Source organism: Candidatus Protofrankia datiscae, assembly GCF_000177615.2.
In the GTDB taxonomy this organism is placed as follows: domain Bacteria; phylum Actinomycetota; class Actinomycetes; order Frankiales; family Frankiaceae; genus Protofrankia; species Protofrankia coriariae.
The window spans coordinates 3263234-3286117 of record NC_015656.1 but is presented as its reverse complement, the minus strand read 5'-3'; the positions used below and the strand labels follow the sequence as shown (position 1 = coordinate 3286117).

The 22884-nt window shown below is 71.4% G+C and carries 18 protein-coding genes and 3 pseudogenes; 5 read left to right on the top strand and 16 right to left on the bottom strand.

Going from position 1 to position 22884, the window contains the following annotated elements; genetic code table 11:
• The first annotated feature begins 44 nt into the window (after window positions 1-44).
• Window positions 45-1427, top strand: a complete 1383-nt coding sequence (locus FSYMDG_RS13660) for an NAD(P)/FAD-dependent oxidoreductase (RefSeq protein WP_013874011.1) — start codon at window positions 45-47, stop codon at window positions 1425-1427.
• Here the strand turns inward: FSYMDG_RS13660 and FSYMDG_RS13655 are convergent.
• From FSYMDG_RS13655 to FSYMDG_RS13630, 5 genes are all read right to left on the bottom strand, one after another.
• A complete protein-coding gene (locus tag FSYMDG_RS13655) occupies window positions 1408-2229 on the bottom strand; it encodes a 4'-phosphopantetheinyl transferase family protein (RefSeq protein WP_043606437.1) in 822 nt (273 codons plus the stop codon). The genes FSYMDG_RS13660 and FSYMDG_RS13655 overlap by 20 nt on opposite strands.
• Window positions 2230-2404: 175 nt before the next feature.
• Window positions 2405-3262, bottom strand: coding sequence for a metallophosphoesterase family protein (locus FSYMDG_RS13650; protein ID WP_013874009.1), 858 nt, complete (start codon window positions 3260-3262; stop codon window positions 2405-2407).
• 190 nt (window positions 3263-3452) lie between these two features.
• The gene (locus FSYMDG_RS23245) at window positions 3453-4121 is read right to left on the bottom strand and encodes an effector-associated domain EAD1-containing protein (RefSeq protein WP_013874008.1); all 669 of its coding nucleotides are present in this window, start codon (window positions 4119-4121) and stop codon (window positions 3453-3455) included.
• A 99-nt stretch (window positions 4122-4220) separates the two neighbouring features.
• Complete coding sequence (locus FSYMDG_RS13635) at window positions 4221-4637, bottom strand: type II toxin-antitoxin system VapC family toxin (protein ID WP_013874007.1); 417 nt, start codon at window positions 4635-4637, stop codon at window positions 4221-4223.
• Window positions 4634-4906, bottom strand: a complete 273-nt coding sequence (locus FSYMDG_RS13630; RefSeq protein ID WP_043606429.1) for a type II toxin-antitoxin system prevent-host-death family antitoxin — start codon at window positions 4904-4906, stop codon at window positions 4634-4636. Before FSYMDG_RS13630 ends, FSYMDG_RS13635 begins: the two co-directional genes overlap by 4 nt.
• A gap of 300 nt (window positions 4907-5206) precedes the next feature.
• Here FSYMDG_RS13630 and pglW point away from each other — a divergent pair, with 300 nt between their 5' ends.
• On the top strand, window positions 5207-10177 hold the full coding sequence (gene pglW / locus FSYMDG_RS13625) for a BREX system serine/threonine kinase PglW (protein WP_013874005.1): 4971 nt from the start codon (window positions 5207-5209) through the stop codon (window positions 10175-10177).
• 235 nt (window positions 10178-10412) lie between these two features.
• Here the strand turns inward: pglW and FSYMDG_RS13620 are convergent, their stop codons facing one another.
• The 3 genes from FSYMDG_RS13620 to FSYMDG_RS28570 form a co-directional block, all read right to left on the bottom strand.
• Window positions 10413-10997, bottom strand: coding sequence for a DUF3800 domain-containing protein (locus tag FSYMDG_RS13620; RefSeq protein ID WP_013874004.1), 585 nt, complete (start codon window positions 10995-10997; stop codon window positions 10413-10415).
• A 126-nt stretch (window positions 10998-11123) separates the two neighbouring features.
• The gene (locus tag FSYMDG_RS13615) at window positions 11124-12014 is read right to left on the bottom strand and encodes an IS3 family transposase (protein WP_237703101.1); all 891 of its coding nucleotides are present in this window, start codon (window positions 12012-12014) and stop codon (window positions 11124-11126) included.
• Between the two features lie 17 nt (window positions 12015-12031).
• A complete protein-coding gene (locus FSYMDG_RS28570) occupies window positions 12032-12322 on the bottom strand; it encodes a transposase (protein ID WP_043602641.1) in 291 nt (96 codons plus the stop codon).
• 196 nt (window positions 12323-12518) lie between these two features.
• Between FSYMDG_RS28570 and FSYMDG_RS13605 the strand changes: the two genes are divergently transcribed.
• The 3 genes from FSYMDG_RS13605 to FSYMDG_RS13595 all read left to right on the top strand — a co-directional run bounded on the left by FSYMDG_RS13605 (window position 12519) and on the right by FSYMDG_RS13595 (window position 14134).
• A complete protein-coding gene (locus tag FSYMDG_RS13605; protein WP_050803528.1) occupies window positions 12519-12848 on the top strand; it encodes a DNA-processing protein DprA in 330 nt (109 codons plus the stop codon).
• A gap of 349 nt (window positions 12849-13197) precedes the next feature.
• Window positions 13198-13731, top strand: a complete 534-nt coding sequence (locus FSYMDG_RS13600) for a hypothetical protein (protein ID WP_131774001.1) — start codon at window positions 13198-13200, stop codon at window positions 13729-13731.
• 73 nt (window positions 13732-13804) lie between these two features.
• Window positions 13805-14134 carry a hypothetical protein gene (locus FSYMDG_RS13595; protein WP_013874001.1) on the top strand — a complete coding sequence of 110 codons (330 nt, stop codon included), beginning with the start codon at window positions 13805-13807 and terminating at the stop codon, window positions 14132-14134.
• A 162-nt stretch (window positions 14135-14296) separates the two neighbouring features.
• Here FSYMDG_RS13595 and FSYMDG_RS29725 read toward each other — a convergent pair.
• From FSYMDG_RS29725 to FSYMDG_RS13560, 8 genes and pseudogenes are all read right to left on the bottom strand, one after another.
• A pseudogene (locus tag FSYMDG_RS29725) lies at window positions 14297-14404 on the bottom strand (alpha/beta hydrolase); the annotation flags it as partial.
• A 6-nt stretch (window positions 14405-14410) separates the two neighbouring features.
• Entirely contained in the window at window positions 14411-15469 is a 1059-nt protein-coding gene (locus tag FSYMDG_RS13590) for an LLM class flavin-dependent oxidoreductase (RefSeq protein WP_013873999.1), read from the bottom strand.
• Window positions 15466-17366 (bottom strand): annotated as a pseudogene (locus tag FSYMDG_RS13585) (FAD-dependent oxidoreductase). Before FSYMDG_RS13585 ends, FSYMDG_RS13590 begins: the two are co-directional and overlap by 4 nt.
• Window positions 17363-18772 carry an NtaA/DmoA family FMN-dependent monooxygenase gene (locus FSYMDG_RS13580; protein ID WP_013873998.1) on the bottom strand — a complete coding sequence of 470 codons (1410 nt, stop codon included), beginning with the start codon at window positions 18770-18772 and terminating at the stop codon, window positions 17363-17365. Before FSYMDG_RS13580 ends, FSYMDG_RS13585 begins: the two are co-directional and overlap by 4 nt.
• Window positions 18773-18933: 161 nt before the next feature.
• Window positions 18934-19794, bottom strand: coding sequence for an ABC transporter ATP-binding protein (locus tag FSYMDG_RS13575; protein WP_043603651.1), 861 nt, complete (start codon window positions 19792-19794; stop codon window positions 18934-18936).
• Window positions 19784-20803: an ABC transporter ATP-binding protein gene (locus FSYMDG_RS13570; RefSeq protein WP_083828279.1), complete on the bottom strand. Its 1020-nt coding sequence runs from the start codon at window positions 20801-20803 to the stop codon at window positions 19784-19786. The genes FSYMDG_RS13575 and FSYMDG_RS13570 overlap by 11 nt, the downstream gene beginning before the upstream one ends.
• Window positions 20800-21711: pseudogene (locus FSYMDG_RS13565) on the bottom strand (ABC transporter permease). Before FSYMDG_RS13565 ends, FSYMDG_RS13570 begins: the two are co-directional and overlap by 4 nt.
• 1 nt (window position 21712) lies before the next feature.
• Window positions 21713-22747, bottom strand: a complete 1035-nt coding sequence (locus FSYMDG_RS13560; protein ID WP_013873997.1) for an ABC transporter permease — start codon at window positions 22745-22747, stop codon at window positions 21713-21715.
• Window positions 22748-22884 lie beyond the last annotated feature (137 nt).

Sequence of the window (22884 nt, the reverse complement as noted above, 5' to 3'; positions counted from 1 at the left end):
AATGTACGGAGTGTGATGAACTGATATGCAGAACGGGGAATTGAATGGCGAGCGGAAGGCGGCTGGACGTCCTGGTATGCGGTGCCGGAGTGGCCGGGATGACGGCCGCTCTCGCGCTGGCGCGCCTCGGGCACACGGTGACGCTGATCGAGCGTGACACCGCGGTGAGACCCGCCCGGCTCGACGAGGCCGGCGGCTGGAGACGGACCGGGGTCGCGCACCTGCACCAGCCGCACGCCTTCCTCGCCCGCATCCACGCCGAGCTGCGCGCGGTCCTGCCCGACACACTCGACGCCCTGCGGGCCGCCGGCGCGGTCGAGGTGCCCCTGCCGGACGGGACGCGCTCGTTGCGGTGCCGCCGCAGCACCCTGGAGTGGGTGCTGCGGCGTGACGTCGAGACGCAGCCCGGGATAGAGCTGCGGGCCGGGACCGTCCAACGGGTGGAGACCCGGCGGGGAACGGCCGTCGGCGTGCACCTGGCCGAGGGCGGGCTGCGACCGGCCGATCTTGTTATCGACGCTGGTGGCCGGCGCAGCCGGCTGACCACCGGGGCACGGGACGCGGAGGGCTTCGACGAGCCGGCCAACGAGGTCTACGTGTCCCGCCGCTACCGGCTGCTACCGGGACGGCAGTTCACCGCGGTCAACCGCTGGGTGGTCGGAGTCGAGGAGGCCGACGGCTACGCGCTGCTCGTCTTCCCCCAGGATGCCGGCACCTTCACCGTCGCCTTCGTCCACCTGCCGGGGGACCGGGCGCTGGCGGGGCTGCGCCGGGCGCCGGTGTTCGAGTCGGCCGCGCGCATCATGTCGCTCGGGGCGGCCTGGACCGATCCGAACTTCGCCGAGCCGATCTCCGGCGTCACGGCCATGAGCGGGCTGCGCAACATGTTCCGGCCGCTGGATCCGGCGGTGCCGGTCGGTCTGCACGCGCTCGGTGACACGGTCTGCACCACCAACCCGCACTTCGGCCGAGGCTCCTCCCTGGCTGTTGCGCACGCGTTCCGGCTCGTCGAGGCGGTGGCCGAGGATCCCGGCGATCCCGCCGCCTGGCGGGACCGGGTCGACGCCTGGGTCCGGGGCGAGCTGCGGTCGTGGTTCGACGACGCCCGGCAGCTCGACCGGGCGCGTGCCGCGGCCTGGTGGGCGGCCGTCGACGGCGGGGCGCAGGCCATCCCGTCGATGAGCCCGCCGAGCCCGGCGTCGCTGCCGCGGTTCGTGCTGCTCGCCGCCGCCGGTGTCGACCCGACGGTCGCGACGGCGGCGCTGCGTCACATGCAGATGACGGATCCGCCCGAGGCGCTGGACGCGGTGGAACCGCGGGTGACGGACCTGATCACTCAGGGCTGGCGTCCGAGTCGTTCCCCGGGGGTGCCCACCCGGGCCGAACTGGTCGAGACGATCTCCGCGGTCAGCGTCCCGGTACGGTGATCGCCGTGATGACCAGGCCGTTGCGGGCCAGCCAGCGGCCGGTGAAGCCGGTCAGCCGTTCGGGGCCCTGAGGCTCCAGGGGCGCGGAGAGATCCGCGGGGAGAGCCCTGTCGGACTGGTCCCTCCCCGGTGGGACGCCACCGGGGAGCACCGGCCCGTCCACCAGCAGTTGGACGGAGAAGGTGCCCCCGACCGCGTCGATCGTGATCGACGCGTCCTCGAAGCCCAGCCAGCGCCGGGCCAGCGGGAACCACGCCTTGTAGACCGATTCCTTCATGCTGAACAGCAGCCTGTCCCAGTGCACGACGGGATCCACGGCAGGATCCACGGGCGGCAGCGGCTCCGAGCGCGCGGCGGGGATGTCGTGCGGTGGGCCGCCCGGGCGCGCGGCGGAGCCGTCGCGCAGCAGTGGGTCGAGCCAGTCCCGTTCCTCGGGGCGGGCGATCTGGTCGAGCACGCCTGCCGGCAGGGCCTTGTTCGGTTCGGCGTCGATACCGACCGTGAGGATGTCGGCGGACCAGGCCGCCACCGCGGCCCGGTAGCCGGCACAGTGCGTGATGCTGCCGATCACCCCGGCGGGCCACTGCGGCTCGCCCTTGGGCCCGCGCAGGATCGGCACCGGCGGTATGCCCAGGCCGGCGAGCGCGCGGTGGGCGCACACCCGGGCGGTGGTGAACTCCCGGCGGCGTTTGTCCACGGACCGCGCGAGCGTCGCGGCCTCCTCCGGGAACAGCACGGCGTCCGGATCGTCGGCGAACGCCTCCACCGCGACCACCGCGGGGTGAAGCAGCGTGGCGAGCAGTTCGGCCCCGGCGACGGCTCCGTCGGACGAGGCGACGGCGCCGGACGGGGTGGGGGGCCCGGACGAGCTGAGGTCGGTCGCGTCTTCGGGGACGCGGCTTCCGGGGACGGTGCGTCCGGGCACGACGGCCCCAGCCGTCCCGGTCTCCGATATCCCGGTCCCTGATATCCCGGTCTCAGTCATGTCGCTCCGGCTCCGGCAGTATCTGCCGGGGAATGTTGCGCGGGCCGTTCCAGCGGCGCCACTCCCGAGGATAGCCGATCGAAACCTCCTCGAACCGGACGCCGTCATACCACGTTGTTCGGGGAATGTGCAGATGGCCGTACACCACGGCGGCGGCCCGGAACCGCCGGTGCCAGTCGGCGGTGTTCTCCGTGCCGCACCACTGCGCGAACTCCGGATAGCGCAGCACATAAGTCGGATCCCGCACCAGCGGGAAATGATTCACCAGAACGGTCGGCAGCTTCGGGTCACATGCCGCGAGCCGTTCACGGGTGTGCTCGACCCGGGCCCGCGACCAGGCGTCCGCACTCGGGTAGGGGTCGGGAACCAGCAGGTACTCGTCCGCGCAGACCACGCCCGTGCGGTGCGCCACGGCGAGCGCCTCCTCCTTGGAGCTGGTTCCGGCCGGCCGGAACGTGTAGTCGTAGAGGAGGAACAACGGAGCCACCGTGACCGGCCCGCCGGCGCCCTCCCACACCGGATAAGGATCCTCCGGGGTGAGTACGCCCAGGCGTCGGCATATCTCCACCAGATGCTGGTAACGCCGCTCACCGGTCAGCCGCACCGGATCCTTTTTCGGCGTCCACAGCTCGTGATTACCAGGTACCCAGATCACGGTGGAGAACCGGGAACGCAGCAGCGCCAGCGCCCATTCGACGTCCGCGACGACCTCACCGACGTCACCGGCGACGATCAGCCAGTCCGCGTCCGACTCCGGTCGTAGTTCCTCGATGAACTGCCGGTTTTCGGGGTACGCCACATGTAGATCACTGATGGCGAGTAGCTTCCCAGCCACCCGGAACGTGGTCACCCCTCCGACTTTACCCGATCCCGCCGGGGCGCCGCGTGACGAATCCCGGGGTCAGTTCGATCAGGGCGAGCCCGGCCTGCTGCGCCAGCCCCCGTGAAGGCCTCGGTGACCTCCAGCCTGCGCTGGTTCTCCGGCGGCGCCATGGCGGGCCGGGCTCCACCAGGACCCGGTCGAGGATCCGGGCTAAAGACTAAAGATCGGTGCCCGTGCTGCTCGCTTCTTCTTTTACGTATGCGGCGAAAGCGGGATTTGCCGGAAACAGCTGCCGCGCCGCGGCCAACAGGCGCTCCCGCCCCGCGGGCAGCACTCCCGCCGCGAGCAGGCTGCTCACCGCTCTCCAGAACTCCAGTGAAGATCCGGCGTTCCACCCTGGCTGACGCCCCGCGTCCAGACCGGCGGTCTCCAGTATCTGCCGCGCCGAGACAGGCGTTGGGAATGCCGCGGCCAATGCGTGAACCGCCGGCTCGGACAGACCCGGTGGTGCGGCTGGAACCCCCGGTGGCGATGGTGTGACGCGTGGCTGCCGGGCGGCCGACGGGAACCGCGGCACCGAATCCACCGACGTCTCACCAGCCGTCAGCCCGCCCATTTCGGCGACCGGCGCGCCGGCAGGAAAACTCGGCTCACTCGTCGGCTTTCGGCGCCGTGTCCCAACAGCCTCCAGAAGCCGTTGCCGGGCAACTTCCCGAGTGACCCCGAACAGGTCCACCGAAACGATCTGGCGCAGCAGCCCCGGCCGGTCGCAGTCCGCCACCCGCATGACCATCAGCAGCTTCGTCGAACCGGCCGGGTCCAACGCCCAGACGGCCTGCCACTCCTCCGTCGCGAACACCGACGTCAGATAGGAACGCGAGAGCACGACCCCTTCCCGGTGAAGATCGATCTCAGTCGGCTCTGACCGACCGACCGTGACTGGGCAACCGTCCGTAGCCGATACGGCGGGTTCGCCGTGGGGCGTTCACACCGGGACGGACCGGCCGGGCGCCGCCACGGCCAGGCCGAGTTCTCCGGCGGTGACAGCCAGTCGCCTGTCATAGGTCACGAAGGCGCTGACTGTCTTCCCCGACGCGACGAGCTGGTCCGCGGTGGCCAGATGGATGGCGTCCAACGACCGCAGATGGGGGAAAGGGTAGGCGCCCGCGGTGGCCCGGACCGCGTCGTCGATGTCCAGGCGGTCGAGATGGGCGAGAACGCCGGCCACCGCCGCCAGCCGTGCCGGCTCTTCCCGGCGTAGCGCCCGTGGAAGTTCGACTTCGGCGAGCTTGGAAGTGATCACGCGCTCGTTCTGCTGGGCGTTGAGCCAGTCGACCAGCTTGTCGCTTTCCAGCTCGGGCCTGATCAGCTTTACGATCGCGGAGGTGTCCAGATAGATCACCAGCGTTCCTCGTCGCGGAGCTGTCTGATCAGCTCGCCGGCCTCCGGGCCGCTGATCCGTGGCCCTTTCGGGGCGGTGAACGGGCCGGTGATGGTGGCCGGGGAGACCTTGCCCGCCGCGATCAGATCGTCCAACTCGCCGGACGTCGCAGGCACGATACGGCCGATCACCCTGCCGTGTCGGGTGATCTCGATGGTCTCGCCGCGCTCGACACGTGCGAGCACGCCCGCGGTGTCCTGATTGAGCACCCGTATGGGTACCTGCTCCACCGGCTCATTGTAGTACGTGGGTAGTACCAATCCGGTGTCGTTGTGGCGGAGCGCGACGGTCGCCATCCCCGCAAGCTCTTGATCGTTGACGGGTGGGTGCTGGCAGCGCGGTCTCGGGGGCCGCACGTCGCGGAGCGGCACGACTGCTACCCCGCTGGCCGGCCCCGGCAGCTGTCACGGCAGCCACCGCGGCGGCTGCCGTCCCTCCGGCCAGGATCAGGCGTTCCCGCCTGTCATCCTTTGGCTTGGTGTGGGCTAGTGTCACGGGCGGAGACACAGCGGACACGGCGGGGGGACGGGGTGCGCGAGGGGCAGGGCCGGTGGGAGACGGTCACGCCGTCGCAGTTCCCGCACGAGCGGGAGGCGCTGGAGCACGTCCGGAGGCTGCTGCCGGACGCCGAACCGTACCGCGCCTGGTCGAACTTCACCTTCACCGCGACCACCGGGCACATCCGCGAGGTCGACCTGCTGGTCGTCGCCCGCGGCGGCGTCTACCTCATCGAGATCAAGAGCCTGGTCGGCCGGCTGACCGCGTCCGGGTCGAACTGGACCCAGCACCGCGACTCGGGCGACACCCGGATCTTCGACAACCCGCTGCACCTGGCGAACCAGAAGTCCAAGGAGCTGCGCTCCCTACTGGAGAACGCCGGCCGCGCGAGCCGGACGAGGACGCGGATCCCGTTCATCCAGCCGGTGGTCTTCCTGTCGAACCCGACCCTGCGGGTCGAGCTCCCCGACCACCAGCTCCACTGGGTCTTCGGCCCCGAGCGAGGCACCCCCGGCGGCGCCACCGATCAGAGCGCCAGCAACCGCAGCAGCGGCAGCAGCGGCAGGGGCGGCAGGGGCGGCATGACGCTGCCGCCGATCTGGTCCGGCCTGCTGGACGCGCCGCTGCGCGACGAACGGCAGCGGGTCACCCCCGAGCTGTCGAAGGCCCTGGCCAGGCTGCTGCCGGCGGCCGGGATCGCCCGCAGCCGGCGCCACCAGCGGGTGGGCTCCTGGCAGTTGGAGTTCCCGGCGTTCGACTCCGGCCCGACCTGGCAGGACTACCATGCCGCCCACGTCCAGGTCGCCTCCGAGCGGCGACGGGTGCGGATCTACCTCGTCGAGCGGGCCGCGGGGGAGGCCGAGCGGGCGGAGCGGGAGGCGGCCGCCCGCCGCGAGTTCCTGGTGCTGCACGGGATCAACCATCCGGGGATCGTCCAGGTCGACGGGTTGGAAAGCCACGAGGCGGGCCCGGCGCTGATCTTCCGTCACCGGCCGGACGAGATGCGCCTGGACCACTATCTCGACCGGTACGGCGACCGTCTCGACGCCGGCACCCGGCTGTCCATGATCCGCCAACTGGTCGAGACGGTCGACTACGCGCACGGCCGGCATCTCTACCACCGGGCGCTGGCGGCCCGCAGCGTCCTGGTCGTGCCGTCCAGGGGCCGGGGCGGCCGCGCGGCGGGCGGGAACGGCGACGGCACCGGCGGGCAGGGCTGGTTCGCGCCCAAGCTGATGATCAGTGACTGGCAGGCGGCGGCCCGCGACACGGGCTCGGGCACCGGTGCGCTGACGAGCACGGCGACAGGCGCGCTGACGAGGACGTCGCGCGAGCTGGCGGTGGAGCCCGCGGCCCGGTTCCTGCCGCATCTGGAGCTGGCCGCCGCCAGCTACCTGGCGCCCGAGATCGGCGCCCCCTACCCGGACCCGGTCGGCATCGACGTCTTCGGCCTGGGCGCGCTGGCCTACCTGATCCTCACCGGCCAGCCGCCCGCGGACGGCCCGAACGCGCTGAAGGCGCGGCTGGAGCAGTCCGGCGGCCTGCAGCCGGCGGAGGTCGTCGACTCGCTGTCCGAGACGGCGAACGAGCTGGTGGCGCAGGCGACCCGCCCGCTGCCCGACGACCGCTTCGCCAGCGTCGGTGAGCTGCTCGACTGGCTGCTGCTCGTCGAGGACGAGTTCACCCGGCCGGACGTCCCGGTGGCCCTTCTCGGCGACGGCGCCGCGGGCGACGGCCCGCCGACGGACCCATCCACGCCGGAACAGGCCGGGCCGGAGCCCGAACCTGAGCCGGAACCGGACCCGCTGGAGGCCCAGCGCGGCGACCTGGTCGGTGGCGAGTGGCGGATCAGGGAGCGGCTGGGCACCGGTTCGACCAGCCGCGCCTTCCTGACCCACAACGAGAAGACCAGCCGCGACGAGGTCCTCAAGGTCGCCCTCTCCGACGAGCGGGCGGCGCGCCTGGAGCACGAGGCGTCGGTGCTGGGCCGGCTGAACGACTCGCGGGTGATCCGCCTGGCCCGCCCGGACACACTGGTCGTCGGCGGACGCACGGTGCTCGTCCTCGACCACGCCGGCGAGCAGACCGTGGCCCGCCGGCTGCGTGAGGGCCGGCTGTCCGTCGACGAGCTGGAGACCTACAGCGACTACCTGTTCGGCGCGGTCGACTACCTCGACGGCGAGGGCGTCGCCCACCGCGACCTGAAGCCGGACAACATCGTCATCCGCCGCCGGCCGAATCGTACCTACCAGCTCGTCCTCATCGACTTCTCGCTGGCCAACATCTCGGTTCGCGACACCACCGCCGGCACGCCCCGCTACCTGGACCCGTTCCTCGGCGCCGGCACCCGCACCACCTACGACGACCACGCCGAGCGCTACGCGCTGGCGGTCACCCTGCACGAGATGGCCTCCGGCGAGCTGCCGCTGTGGGGCAACGGGGCCGCCGGGGAGCGGTTCACCGAGGGCCCGCCGGCGGTGGTCACCGAGGCGTTCGACCCGGCGATCCGCGCCGGCCTCACCTCTTTCTTTCTGCGCGCGCTCGACCGGGAAGCGACGCGGCGGTTCGCATCGCTGAAGGACATGCGCGACGCCTGGCAGGCCGTCTTCCGCGCCGCCGACTCCACCCCACCGACCCCGACCGTCCACCCGTCGGGCGACGGCCGGCCGTCGCCCGGCATGCTGGGGCCGCACCCGGCCGGCCCCGCGGGCGCCGCCGACGAGAAGGCCGCCCAGCAGGCCCGTGACCAGGCCGCCGCGGCTGCCACCGCCGACACGCCGCTGGAGGCCGCGGGCCTGTCGCCGCGGGCGGTCTCGGCCGCGCACCGGCTGAACGCGACAACCGTCGGCGAGCTGCTGGCGCTCGGCTCCAAGGAGATCATCAGCCTGCCGGGCACCGGCGCGAAGACCCGCCAGGAGCTGCAGTCCCGGATCCGCCTGTGGCGCCGCGCCCTCGCCGGGCCCCCGGCCGGCACCACCTCCGCCGACACACCGGACCGGCCGACGCCGGACGGGCGGCAGCCGGCCGACGCGACGGCGATGACGACGACGGCGGTGCCGGCGGTGCAGGACTACGCCCGCATGCCGGTCGAGGATCTCGCAGACCGGCTCCTTCCCCGCGTCCTCTCCGGTGGGCGGGGCGACACCGAGCGCGAGGCGACCCGCCTGCTGCTCGGTCTGCCCGACGCCTCGGGCGCGCTGCCGGACGTACCGCTGTGGGCGCCGCAGCAGCAGATCGCCGAGCGGGTCGGGGTGACGTCGGGCCGGATCGCGCAGGTGCTGACCGCGCGGCGCAGGGCCTGGCGCGCCGACGACGCGGTCCGCTCGGTGCACGACGAGCTGGTCGAAATCCTCGGCGACGCCGGCCGGGTGATGGGCTTCGACGAGCTGGTCACCGCCGTGCTCGCCCGCCACGGCAGCTCCCCGCGGCGCTCGCGGCCCGAACGGCACGCGCTCGCCGCCGCCGCGGTCCGGGCCGCGCTGGAGACCGTCGACCTCGACTCCGAGCCGCGTCTGGCCCGCCGCAGGTTCTACGAGCGGACGCTGGTCGCGCTGGAGGCCGCCGATGACGACGGCCCGCTCACCCCGGCCGCGCCCGCGCTGTTCGCATACGCCATCGCCCTGGGCCGGACCGCGGACCGGCTCGCGCGGGCCGAGGAGCTGCCCGCCCCGGCAACCGTGCTGCGGGAGCTGGCCGCGGTCCGCGCCGTGCCGGCCGCGGGCAGCGCCGACGACGCCGACGACGCGGGCCTGGCGGACGGCGGCACTCCGGCCGCCGTCGACGGGCTGGCCGGGTTGCCGCCGCTCGAGGCGCAGCGCCTCGTCCGGCTGGCCGCCGCCGCGTCGCGCACCGCAGCCGCCAACGCCCGCCTGGAGATCTACCCGCGTGACCTGGATCTCGTCCGGACGCTGCGCCTGGCCCAGGCCGGCGTGCTGCCCACCCGCCCAGCCGCGGTGCCGCCGCGGCCCGGTGGCGGGCCGGACGAGCGGCCCGACCGGCCGCTGCTGGACGTCGCGACCATCCACGAGCGGGTGCGTAACCGCTTCCCTGGCCTCACCACCGAGCTGCCGACGCACCCGGCTCTCGACGGCCCGCTGGCCGCGGCCGGGTTCGCCCTCGAGTGGGACGCGGCCCGTGACGGCTACGTGCCACCGCACGGCCTGCTCTCCTCGACCGGGATCGGTTCGACCGGGTCCGGCTCGCGGGCGACGCCGGTCGTCCGTCAGCCCACCGACCTGGGCAGCAAGCCCGTGCGCACGGTGTTCGACAGCCCCGACCGGGCGGCCGCGGCGCTTGCCGAGCAGCGGCTCGCCGCCGCCGTCGAGGCCGGCGGTTTCCGGGCGCTCACCGTCCGGCGTAACCACTATCTGGCCGCCCGCGCGGAGCTGGCCAGGCCGCACCGGTTCGCCGCCGAGCCGGTCGACGTCGCGGCCGTGTTCCTCGATGCGCTGCACGCCGAGGTGGATCCGCGGCTCAAACCGACCTGGGCGACGATTCTGCGCGCCGACGCCGCCGAGCCCGGCAGCCGGGCCGCCGGCAACCTCGCCGAGTACGTCCGGACGGCCTGGGAACGGGCCGCGCCGCTGCTCGCCGAGCTGGTCGACGCCCCCGCCAGCCGCACCGACCCCGACGGGGCTGGGCCCGACGGCGTTGGGTCAGGTCACGCTGGGGCCGGCCGCACTGAGCCTGGTCACGCTGAGCCCGGTCGAATCAGGCCCGGTGGCTGGCCGGCGCCGCTGCTGCTGCACGACGCCGGTGTGTTCGGCCGCTACGGCGGCCGCGGGCTGGACGTGCTGTTTGCGCTCGCCGAGCGGGCCCGCGACGGCGGCCGGCCGCTGTGGGTCCTGTGCCCGACAACCGAGCCGACCCGCCCACCCCGCCTCGGCGGCGCCCTCGTCCAGTTGGTGACCGAGAGCGAGTGGATCGCCCTACCGGACGCCTGGGTCACCAACCGGCACCGATCCGCCGACGAGCACACCGGCCTCACCGACAAGGCATCCTGACAAGACGACCGACCGAGCCCCACAGGCGCACCAGCAGCCGTAGAACTGACTGACGTCGGCAGCGCACATGCCGCCCTCGCCCCAGGCGCCATGACCAGGGCAGACCTTCGGTCAGGGCGTGTCCGTATTGACACCTGGAGCCACAGGGCGCATGCTGTGAACGCCCTGGGATACACGCCCCAGTGGAAGTGGCGCCCCGACCCTCCGGATGGTGGGTGCGGGGCGTTTGCGCTGTTCAGGCACGGTGCACCGTGATCGGGCCATGCAGGGCGAGATACTCGCTGCGCCCACGCGCCTCAGCCTGGAAAACGGCGCTCGCCACCGCGTCAGCGGCCCACAACAGTGGATCATCCTCTGAGGCCGGGAAGCGGACGGAGAGGGCAACGCCCTGTCCACGCAAGCCGGCGAGGACGCTTCGGTCATGGCGGTTACGGGAATGCTCGCGCCGCTCGATGAGGAGCTCCTGGACCGTGTCGCGCAGCTCCCATGACAGCCGGGCGAGACAGAGACCCCGAGATCGCTCTGCCATCTCGGCTCCCCTGGCCGTCCGCACGACGACCAGGGTGGGCAGCTCCAGCGCCCGGATCGTCTCGGCGACGGCTCGGCGGCGCTTGTCGGAGTCGCGGCCGAAGTGGGGCCGTTGGCCGTGCAGGCGCAGGCGGCCGAGTTCCTCGCGGGTGCGGGCGAGAAGCTCGGGAGCGGCCGGAACCAGGACGGCGGCGAGTACGTATACCTGCCGCTGCTTCCCCTGGCTGCCGTAGGACTCGTCAACCGCCGCGAGGAGACCGACAGACGACGCCTTTCCATGCGGAACGTGCACATATACCTCCCCTCCGTCGCTACTCCAGCGAAGGGGACACTACCTCTACCAACCATCGACCTCACACAGAGGGCATCTAACGCGCTGCTCTCCGTGGAGGGTTCCCACTTTCGTGGACAGTCCTAACTATGCAGCACGAAGTGTTTGTCCGTCAAATTCTTCCTCGAACTCGACAGGCGTGAGATAGCCGATCGAGGAGTGCAACCGCTGCCGGTTGTAGTAGATCTCGACATATTCGAAGATCCCCGCCCGGACGCGGTCTATGGTATCGAACGGGTGGAGGTGGACGAACTCCTTCTTGAGGGTGGCCCAGAAGGACTCCGCCGCGGCGTTGTCGAAACAGATCCCGGTACGGCCGACGGAGTTTCGGACGTTGTTGTCGCGACAGAAGGCGACGAACTCACGGCTGGTGTACTGACCGCCTCGGTCGGCGTGGAATATGACGCCGCCGGGTGGCCGCCGGCGGGTGACGGCCATACGAAGCGCGTCGAGAACGAGTTCGGTGCGCATGTGATCGGCGACCGCCCAGCCGACGATCTTCCGAGAGAACGCGTCGATGACGGAGGCCATGTACACCCAGCCATCCCAGGTGCGAATATATGTTATGTCGCCGTACCACAACTGGTTCGGTGCGGACGCGGCGAAGTCTTGGCCGACAAGATCAGGCAGCGATGAGGAGTCCGCGGCCTGCACCGTCGTCACCGGCCGGCGGGGACGCGGATGCACGCTGACCAGGCCCATCGTCGCCATCAGCCGCTGGACCCGCTTGTAGGCGACGGCGACGCCCTGGCGGCGGATCTCGTGGAAGATCCGCCGCACGCCGTACCGCCCCTCGTGACGGTCGAAAACAGCTCTGATCATGGTCGACAAGGTGGCGTCGTCCTTCTCCCTCCGAGACGGGCCGCGTTTCTTCCACGCATAGTAGCCCTGTCGGGACACGTCGAGTTTCTTGCACATGTAGTCGACGGGAAAGGTGTTCGCGCCGTCGGCGGACACAGGCTTCTTCGGAGCGTGTATCGAGATGAACTCGAACTTTACTTCTGCTCGCTCGCGAAGAAGCTCGCCGCTTTTTTTAGGAAGGCGATGTCCATCTGCGCCTGCGCGTACTTCTTCCGGAGCTCCTCAAGTTCCGCGCGCTCCGACACCGACAGCGGCCGCTCCTCGGTCTCGCCGTTCTCCTTCGCCTTCTTCACCCAGTTTCCCAACGTGGTCTCGTGGATACCCAGACTCTTCGCGACCTCGGTCACCGACCGGCCCGAGTCGAGCACCAACCTTACTGCCTCGGATTTGTACTCCTGGGTGAACTTCCGGCGAGCTGACCCCATGACGCTCCTTCCCTATGGACAGCGAACCTCAGGTTCGCTGTCCACGGAAGCGGGATCACTCCACCGTACTTGTAGTGCTTGGTGAGTAGGAACGGCGTGTCAGCGCCCGTCCGTCCCCGGCGCGGACAGCCAATCTGTCGGCCATGTCGTCCAAGCCGACCGCGGGTTTCAGGAGCGCATCGCGAAGACGGGGCTGGTGCTGTCGCAGTTCTGGCCGGACGCGCCGCCTCAGCAGCGTAACTTCCCGATGCGTAATGCGGTGATGTCCGGCTACGGCATCACCACGATCGTCGTCGAGGCGGGAGAACACAGTGGCGCTCGCATTCAGGCCCGGATGGCGGTGCACCACGGCCGGCCGGTGATCCTGGCCGACCTTGTCGTCGACAGCACCGAGTGGGGCAGAGAACTCGTCGGTCGTCCCGACGTCTACGTCGCGTCGTCGATCGCCGAGGTAAGAACCGTGGTCGAACAGCTTGCCCAACGTCCGAGCCAACTGGAAGCGGTTCTCAGCCAGATCGCCGTCTGATGGTCACCCGCTCACCCGCTCTCGACACACTCCGCGACCTCATCGGCAGCACGGAAAGCCCGTTCCTCCGCAATGCCCGATGGGCGCCCGGAGCCACCTGCAGCATCTGCACGGGGATCCCGAACCACGGTCTTTCTTTCGTGCTGGTGGTCATGCTCGTCGTGGCCTCGGGCGACTGTGGGGACACGCGGGTGACTACGACAGATCATGGGTCCGGGTACACTCGGGAAATGCGTAGCACTGAATTTCTCCTCTGTGCCGTGGGGCCTGAATGTCTCGTCTGTTACGGCTCGCCTGGGCGGCTTCCGCCGTTGTGGGAGGAGGCCTTTTCGGGCTGGTGGTGTCACGGTTGAACGGCGCCTCCTGGCCGCCGTTCACAGCCTTCAGCCTCGTCCTCGGCACGGGATGGACCTGGGCCGGTCTGGCCTATTTTTTAGGACGGTCCTGTGCCGCGTCAGCTCTGCGCGCGTCGGTGGCGGCGCTGCTCGGTCTGGTCGCGGCCGTGGTCGCATACAGCCTCAGCGATCTTTCGCGTGGAGTCTACCGCACGGTGGATGAAACAGATCCGCTGTTGGCGACGTACACGGACTGGCGAGGTTTTGTCACCACGACCGGCTTCTGGGTCGTGGTCGCCGTCGTCGTGGCTCCGGTTCTCGGCATCGCCGGGCGGTCGGGACGAGGCTGGCAGACTCGCGCGGTAATCAGCAAACTCCTGATACCGATCCTGGCTCTGACCGAGATGACGCGGCGTCTGGCAACGGAGGCGGGGTTTCAGCCCAGCCCGGTGGCGGTGTATACCTGGGGCGTCGTCGAGGGCTGCTCGCTCCTGGTCGTGATCGTCATATTGGGAATCCGCGCAACCCGGACGCTTCAACGACGCTAAAAGAACGTCCGCGGCCCGGCAACGTGGGCTGAGCACCGCGTATCATGCGATTATGAACGCAGGTCCGGTAACTGTGACAGGTCTCGGTGCCTGGGGCGATCTCAAGGAAAGCCCGGATGGCGGGACGTGGTGCGAGGTACGCGAGTTCGCGCTGCTGTCCAACGGGCGTGAAGTGACGCTCCTGGATGACCGAGGGTGGACGACATCCGCGCCGCTGGACAAGATCTTACTTACCCATATCGTGCGCGACGTCCATAACGTGGTCCTGCCCGACGACGCCGAGGAAATAGGCGAACAGCATGAGTGGCAACGCTTCGAGCAGCGCCTGCGCGAAGCCGGTGTTCTGGCCACTCCGGACGGGCTCCGACTGTTGCCGTACCGCATCATTCTGAGCATTCCCTGAGATTATTCTCGATCTGCGTGCGACCGGGGCCGGCGCGTCGAGCACCCGCACGCGTCAGCCGTCAGCCGTCAGCCGTCAGCCGTCAGCCGTCAGCCGTCAGCCGTCAGCCGTCAGCCGTCAGCCGTCAGCCGTCAGCCGTCAGCCGTCAGCCGTCAGCCGTCAGCCGAGGCGGCGGTAGACGGCGGGACTCTCCCCCCGGCCCGGCACGACCAGAACGGTCCCGTGGGTGCGCAGGCCCTCGGGGCCGGTGAAGTCGAGATAGTCGGTCATGGGCTTTCACGCTCCTGCCAGTTGGGGCTCGGCGGTGGACGCGGGCTGCCAGCCCAGCGCGGGGGCGACCTCGGTGGCGATGAGCTCAAGCGCCCGGATCGCCGCGTCCTGCTCGATCACCGCCGGGTTGAACTGGGCGATCAGGTCGGTGGCGACTGGCAGTACCCGTTCCCGGCGCAACTGTTCGATCAGCTCGTCGGGATGGCCGTAGAAGGAGTGGAAGCGGCGCAGCGCCTCCTCGGTGTCGATCCCCGCCGGGAAGGCGCCGCGCACGGAGAACCGCTGGGCGGCCGCGAGGACGTCCGGGCCGATCTGGGCCAGCGCGGTGCGGCGGTCGGCCGCCGGGAAGATGAACCGCGACAGCCCGATGCGCGGCGCCCGCGGCTGCTCCCAGGCGGCGAGGTAGGCGTCCGCCCAGGGCCGCTGCACCTCGTCGGTGGGCTCGTCATAGCCGTAGGTGGCCCGGTTGAGCAGCAGGTTCGAGCCCGCCGCCGCGGCGTACCGCGCACCTGGCTGGCTGAAGACGCCCTGCCAGACCCGGTCGGTGAAGTCGCGGGCGGCCGGCTGGATGGTGAACCCGGGCGCGCCGACCTCCTCGTTCGCGAGCGCCCTGCGCAGTACTGCCAGCCCTTCGCTGGTCAGCTCGCGCCGGTGGGCCACGTCCCGGCCGAACACGGCGTACTCAAGCTCGCTGCCGCCGCTGCCGACGCCGATCTCGACCCGGCCGCCGCTGAGGGTGTCGACGACCGCCACGTCCTCGGCCAGCCGTACCGGGTCCTCCAACGGCAGGACCGTGATCGCGGTGGCGAGCCGGATGCGCCTGGTGCGGGCGGCGGCGTAGGCCAGGAACGTCCACGGTGAGGGCAGGCCACCGCCGCCCAGCGACACGTGGTGCTGGGCCACCCAGCCGACGTCGAAGCCGAGTTCGTCGGCGACGACGAACAGCTCCTGGGCGTTGCGGTAGGCCGCGGTGAAGTTGGTACGTCCCCGGTCGTCGGCACGTCCCTGGACGTGGGTGAGGAAGCCGAGCCGGAAACGCGGCCGGCCGCCGGGTCGATCGGTCATGCGCTGGCGCCTTTCAGGGCCGACTGGGCGGATGCGGATGCGCCTGCCGGAGCCGGGATGGCACCGGCGGGAACGGCGGGCACCGGGACGGCGTCCGCGGGCACCGGGCTGGCGGGGGCCGCGGGGCGGACCGCCGCGGGGACATCCACTCCGAGGACGAGGTCGAGGACGGCCCCGGCGCCGCCGGTGGGGAGTTTGCCGCCGCGCCAGGCCACGTGCTGGTCGGGACGGACCAGCACGTTGTCGGCGCCGTACAGCGCGCGGGCCGACGGATCGGTGAGGTGGACGACCGTGAACGGCAGCGCGCGGGCCGTCGTCTCGGTGACGAACGCCCGCTCCACGGCCCGGTCCGCGGACAGCACCAGCAGCGCGAAGCTGTTGCCGATCCGGTCGTAGAGGGTGTCGCCGTAGGAGTCGACGAAGCCGTCCGGCGCGCGATGGCCCGGGCGCGGGTCGTCCTCGTAGTGGTCCGCGTGCCACGGCGGCTCCGTGCCCGACTGGCTGTCCTCGTACCAGATCACCGCGGATGCGTCGTAACGCTCGTCGAACGTCACACCGGCCGCGGCGAACGGGTTCCGGGCGATGCGGGCGCTGATCTCGGCGCGCCGCGCCCGCGCCTGCGCGCTGGTGTCGGCGTCGTCGGGGATGCCGAGCTCGCGCAGCTCCGCCACCAGTGCCTGCGACTGCCGGCCGCGCTCCAGCGCGTGGTCGGCGACCGCCAGTTGTGCCGGCGGCGCTCCTGGTCGTAGGAGTCCAGCAGGGTGTCGGGTGCCTGGCCGGCGAGTACGGCGGCGAGCTTCCAGCCGAGGTTGGCCACGTCGCCGAAGCCCTCGCCCAGGTTGCCGCCCGGGGTGCGCACGTGGGCGGCGTCGCCGGCCAGCAGCACCCGCCCGCGGCGGAACGTCCGCGCGATCCGGGTGGCGTCGTAGAAGGTCGTCGCCGAGACCAGCTCCAGGTCCAGGTCCAAGCCGAACGCCGCCCGGGCGATGTCGATCAGCTCGGCCTCGGGAGGCTCGTAGCCGAGTGGGTACGGCCCGGCGTACACCCGCCACTCACGGGTGCTCACCGCCGCCAGGAAGCCCGCGGCCCGCTGGTTGAAGACGATGTTGGTGCCGCTGGGCGCCGCGCCGACGACGCCCGTGATGTCACCGGTGCGGACGATGAGCCGCAGCCGTTTCTCGGTGGCGTGCTCGCCCTCACGTTCGATGCCGGCCAGCTTGCGGACCGTGCTGCTGCCGCCGTCCGCGCCGATCACGTACCGTGCCCGGACGGTCCGCCGCGCCGCGCCTACCTCGGGAGAGGCTGTTTCCGGGGAGCCGGCTGTGGGGGAGCCGGCCGCGAGGAGAACAGCCTCGATGCGGTCGGTGTGCTCTCGCAGCGCGTCCAGCCGCCAGCCGCCGGAGACGCTGACGCCGCGTTCGGCCAGATGGGTGAGGAAGACCTGCTGGAGCGCGGTCTGCGGGCGGCGCAGCGCCTCCTGCGACGAGTGGCGGCCGGCGAGTGGCCCGCCGTCGGGTAGCCCGGTGAAGGACGGCTGCTGAGGCTGGCCCAGTTCGTGGCCGACGAGGGAGGTGACCAGGCGGATGCCCCGGTTCCACTCCGGTGGGAAGGTCCACTCGTCCCGGATCCGCTGCAGCAGCCCCCAGCGGCGGAAGTGTTCCACCGTCCGCGGGTTGTGGCCCATCGCGCCGGCCCGGACCAGCGTCGCGGTGCGGGCCCGGTCGACGACCGCGACCTCGACCCCGCGGGCGGTGAGCTCGACCGCGGCCGACAGGCCCACCGGACCGGCGCCGACGATCAGCACGTCGACCTCGCCCGGCGGGGTGGCGGCCGGGACCCGCACGGTGTGGATGTCGCGCCCACCTGTCACCGAGTACGCCGTCACCGACACGGTCATGCCGCACCACCCGCGCTACCCGCGACGCCCGCGACCACGGGCTCGGCGCCGGAACCCGCGTCGACGCCGGCCGCGGCCGCCGCGCGTTCCAGGGTGTGGCGGTTGACGGGGAACGGCAGGCCGAGGTTCTCGCGCAGGGTGCCGCCCTCGTACTCGGTGCGGAACAGGCCGCGCTTCTGCAGCAGCGGGACCACGTCGCCGATGAAGCGCTCCAGGTCGTCGTGGGTGCGGAAGCGCAGGTTCAGGCCGTCTGCCGCGCCGGTCCGGAACCAGTGCTCGATGGTGTCGGCGACGGTGTCCGGGGCGCCGGTGAACGGTGACGGCCGGTACTCGGTGAGGGTCTCGACGACCTGGCGCAGGGTCTGACCGGCCTCGCGGGCCCGCCAGACGATCTCCAGGCCGCGGGTGCGGCCGCCCTTCTCGGCCAGGTGCGCGATGTCGGGGAACGGGGCGTCGAGGTCGTGCTGGCCGAAGTCGTAGGCGCCGAAAGCGCGGCCGAGGAAGGCGAGCTTGCGGTCGAAGTCGTTGTCGGCCTCGAAGATCTCGCGGGAGACGCGGTGCGCCTCCTCGTCGGTGTCGCCGACGACGGGGCTGGCGCCGACGAAGATGACCACGTGGCCGGGTTCGCGGCCGAGCGCGGCGGCGCGTGTCTTGATGTCGCGGTAGTACTCCTGTGCCTGCGGCAGCGACTCGCCGGGGGCGTAGATGCCCTCCGCGATGTGGGCGGCCAGGTTACGTCCCTCCTCGGAGACCCCCGCCTGAAAGATCACCGGCTGGCCCTGCGGCGACCGCGACAGGTTCAGCGGCCCGGCCACCCTGAAGTGCTCGCCGACGTGGTTGAGGGCGTGCAGCCGGGTCGGGTCGAGGAAGACGTCGCGCTCGACGTCGGCGGGGAAGGCGTCGGCCTCGTAGGAGTCCCACAGCCCGCGCACCACCCGCACCGCCTCCAGGGCACGGCCGTACCGGGTGCCGTAGTCGAGGTGCTCGTCCAGCCCGTAGTTGCGGGACGTCTGGGTGTCGAAGCTGGTGACGACGTTCCAGCCGGCGCGCCCGCCGCTGATGTGGTCCAGCGAGGCGAACCGCCGGGCGAGGTTGAACGGCGAGTTGTACGTCGAGCTGGCCGTGCCGACCAGGCCGAGGGCGCTGGTGTGGGTCGCGACCGCCGACAGCAGCGTCAGCGGCTCGAGCCGGTTGAGATAGTGCGCCGGGTAGCTGGCGTTGATGAACTGGCTGTCGACGATGAAGAACGCGTCGAACAGCGCCCGCTCGGCGGTCTGCGCCTGCTGGATGTAGTAGTTGATGTCGACGCTGGCGTTCTTCGGGACACGCTGGTCCTTCCACAGGCCGTGCTGGCCGGGGCCACCGACGCCGTAGGCGCTCAGAGCAAGGTGGAGCTCGCGGGTCATGTCGTTTCCTCTTCGGCGGAAGTCGGCCGGGACCGGTGGGATCGGTGGGATCGGTGGGACCGGTAGGACCGGGGCGGCCGGCGGATCGACGCGGATCAGGCCGGCAGATGGAGACCGGCAGATGGGAGCGGCGGGGAGCAGGAGCGCGGCGGATCTCGTGGTCAGACGTGCAGCAGGGCGCGCAGCGCCTCGCGTTCGGCGCGGGTGGCGGCGGAGCGCAGCGTGGGCGCCGAGCCGACGAGCAGGCGGGTGTAGGGGTGCCGCGGGGCGTTGATGATCGCGCGGGCGGCACCCACCTCGACGAGCTCGCCCTGGTAGAGCACTGCGATCCGGTCGGCGACGCCGGCGACGGACCCGAGGTCGTGCGAGATGAAGATCAGCGCGACGCCGGCGTCCCGCAGCTCCTTGAGAATCTCCAGGACGCCCACCCGGTTGGCGGAGTCGAGCGCGCTGACCGGCTCGTCCAGGATGATCAGAGCGGGCTCGGCGACCAGGGCCCGCGCCACGGCGACGCGCTGGCGCTGGCCGCCGGAGAGCTCCCCGGGCAGCAGGGCGAACAGCTCCTCGTCCAGGCGGACCCGGACGAGGTAGGCGCGGCCGCGGGCGATCGCCTCCCGGCGGGGCACGCCCTGGATCAGCAACGGCTCGATCAGCGACTCCCCGACGGTGAGGTCCGGGTCGAGGCTGCGCAGCGGGTCCTGGAAGACGTACTGGACGACGCCGCGCCGGCGCAGCGCCCGCCACTGCTGGTGGGAGTATCCGGAGACCTCCTCGCCGGCGATGCGGATCCGGCCGCCGGAGGAGCGCACCAGGCCCAGCACCGCCCGGGCGAAGGTCGACTTGCCCGAGCCGGTCTCTCCGATCACTCCGACGGTCTCACCGCGGTGCACCGTCAGGGCGGCGCCGTGCAGCGCCCGGCGCCGCCGGCGCCCCCGCCCGTAGTGCACCTCGAGGCCGGCGACGTCGAGAACCGGCTGGTCGTCGGCAGACACGCCAGTGGCCGTGGACACGTCAGTGGACACCGTCGAGCACCTTCCGTTCCTCGGGGCCGGTCGGGCCGTCCAGGTACCGTTCCAGGCCGTACTGCTCGTGCTCGGCGATCAGCAGCCTGGTGTATTCGTGCCGCGGGCGGTAGAGCACGTCCGCGGTCGCCCCGCGTTCGACGACGTCGCCCTGGCGCATCACCAGGACCTCGTCGCACACCTGCGCGACGACGGCCAGGTCGTGCGAGACGACCACGAGCGCGAGCTCGGTCCGCTCCTGCAGGTCGGCCAGCAGGTCGAGAATCTCGGCCTGCACGGTGACGTCGAGCGCGGTGGTCACCTCGTCGGCGATGAGCACCTGTGGGCCGGCGGCGATCGCCGCGGCGATCAGGATCCGCTGGAGCATCCCGCCGGACAGCTCGAAGGCGTACTGGTCGTAGACCAGTTCGGGGTTGCGCAGGTGCACCGCGGCCAGCAGTTCGACGGTGCGCTGCCGTGCCGCCCGCCGGCCCAGGCCCAGCTTGACCCGGATGACCTCGGCGATCTGCGTCCCGACCTTGACGGACGGGTTGAGGTAGGACGCGGGGTCCTGGAACACCGCGCTGATCGTCGACCCGCGCAGGCCGGTCCACTCGCGGATGGTCAGGCCGGCGATGTCCCGGCCGGCGATCTCGATCGACCCGTCGGACACGGTGAGGTGCTCGGGCAGGATGCCGAGGAGCGCCCGGCAGGTCAGCGTCTTGCCGCTGCCGGACTCGCCGACGATGCCGAGCGCCCTGCCGGGCCGCAGCTCGAACGAGACGCCGTGCACGATCTCACGGTCGTTGACCTCGTCCCGGATCCGTACGTCCCGGGCCACCAGTACGGCGGCGTCCGCCGCGGCCGTCTCGGCCGCCTCCGCCTCCGCCGAGACTGCCTCCGCCCTCCTTGGGGCCGGTGTGCTCGCCGCGGACACCTCGGCGGACGCGGACGCGGGTGTCGTGGGGCCGGCCGCGGCGGGGGCCGTACTGTCGGGAAGGGCCGTGCTGTTGGGAAGGGCCGTGTTCATCGGGCAGCACCTCCGGCGGAGAGCGGTTCGGTGTTGCCGGTGTTGCCGGTGTTGCCGGCACGATGGGCGCGTGCCCGGCGGCTGTTCAGCAGCGCCCGGCCGGCCTCGCCGGAGACGTCGCGGATCGCGTCGGCCAGCAGGTTGCTGCCTCAGACCGTCGCCATGATCAGGACGGCGGGCGCGATCGGGGCCCATGGCTGGTACGCCAGGTAGCCCAGGGCGGAGGCGAGCAGCCCACCCCAGGTCGGTGCCGGTGGCTGCACGCCGATGCCGAGGAAGGTCAGGCTGGAGACGACGACGAAGCCGGTGCCGATGGTGTAAGCCAGCGCCACCGCGATCGGTGGCAGCACCTTCCCCCACACGTGCCGGCGCACGACCAGGCCGACCGACGCCCCGGCGATCAGCGCCGCCTCGACGTACTGGGACCGGGCGACCGCCAGCGTTGCCGCCCGTGACACCCGGTAGAACAGCGGCGAGACGAGCACGCCGACGACGAACATCGCCTGCGGGATCCCGTTGCCGAGCAGCGCGGTGATGGCCACGGCGTACACCAGGAACGGCAGCGCGACGAGGGTGTCGGTGATCCGCAGTGTGCACCACTCGAACAGGCGGCCCAGGTACACCGACAGGATGCCGGGGAGAACCCCCACCACCAGCGCGATCAGCGCGACCTGCAGGGCGCCGAGCACACTGGTGCGGGAGCCGTCGAGCAGCCGGCTGAACACGTCCCGGCCCAGGTAGTCGGTGCCGAGCCAGTGCGACCAGGACGGGCCGGCGAGCGTCTGCGGGCTCGTCTCGAGCGGGTCGTGCGGGGCCAGCACCGGGCCGAGGACCGCCAGCAGCACGATCACGAACAGGACGCCGACGGCGATGCGGCCCGCGTTCAGGCCGAGGATGCGACGGACCATGTCACAACCCCCGCTGCGAGGCCGGGGTGACCCGGGCCAGGATGACGTTGACGATCAGGTTGAAGGTGACGACCAGGACGATCGAGATGACCAGCACGCCCTGGACGGCCGGCACGTCACCGGCCTGGGCCGCGTCGTTGGCGAACCGTCCGAACCCCTGTAGCCCGAAGATCCACTCGGTGACGACCGAGCTGCCGATGAGCATGGGGAACTTCAGGCCGAGCACCGCGAGGGCCGGCCCGGTGCCGTTGCGCAGCACGTGCCGGAAGAAGATCCGCCGCGGGCTCAGCCCCCGCACCACCGCGCCGATCACATAGTTCTCCTGGTAGGCGGCGATAAGGCCGGCCCGCAGCTGCCGGGCGACGTCCGCGACCGTGTCGAAGCTCAGAGCCAGCGCGGGCAGCAGGATGTGGGAGAGCCACGGCCAGGTGCCCGCGCTCGCCGGGACGTACCCGGCGGAGGGGAACCAGCCCAGCCCGACGGCGAAGATCGAGACCAGGACGATGCCGACCACGAACGGCGGCGTCACCGAGATGATCGTGGTGAAGCCGGTGATCGCCCGGTCGATCCAGGTGGTGCGGCGCAGCGCGGCCAGCGTACCCAGCGCGAAGCCGCCGACGATGCCAATGATCAACGCTGCTGTCGCCACCGACAGGCTGATGGACAGGCCGTTGCCGATCAACGTGGCGATGTCGGCGCCGTTGGCCCAGCTGACGCCGAGATCACCGTGCAGGATGTTCTCGAACCACGTCCAGTACTGGGCGAGGAAGGGGCGGTCGAGGCCCCACGCCCGCTCGATCCGGGCGACTGCCTCCGGAGTGGCGCTCTCCCCGAGCTGGATCTGTGCCGGGCTGAGCCCGCTGATCGCTCTCAGCGCGAAGGTCACGAAGGTCGCCACCAGGAAGACGGGAACGAAGATCGAAACTGAGCGGGCGAGGGTGACCAGGCCGCGGCCGGCCGCCCGTCGCGCCCTGGCCACGGCGACCTGTCCACGCCGGTCAGGCACGACCGCGTAGCCAGCCGTGCTCACCGCCATGGGTTGCCTCCTTTCTTCGGGTCGGAATTCTCGTCGGGCTGGGCTGCTTTTCAGCCGGAACGGATGTCGTCGGGCTGGGCTGCCGGTATCCGGTATCCGGTATCTGGATTACTGGGATCTGGTCTACGGATCGCTGG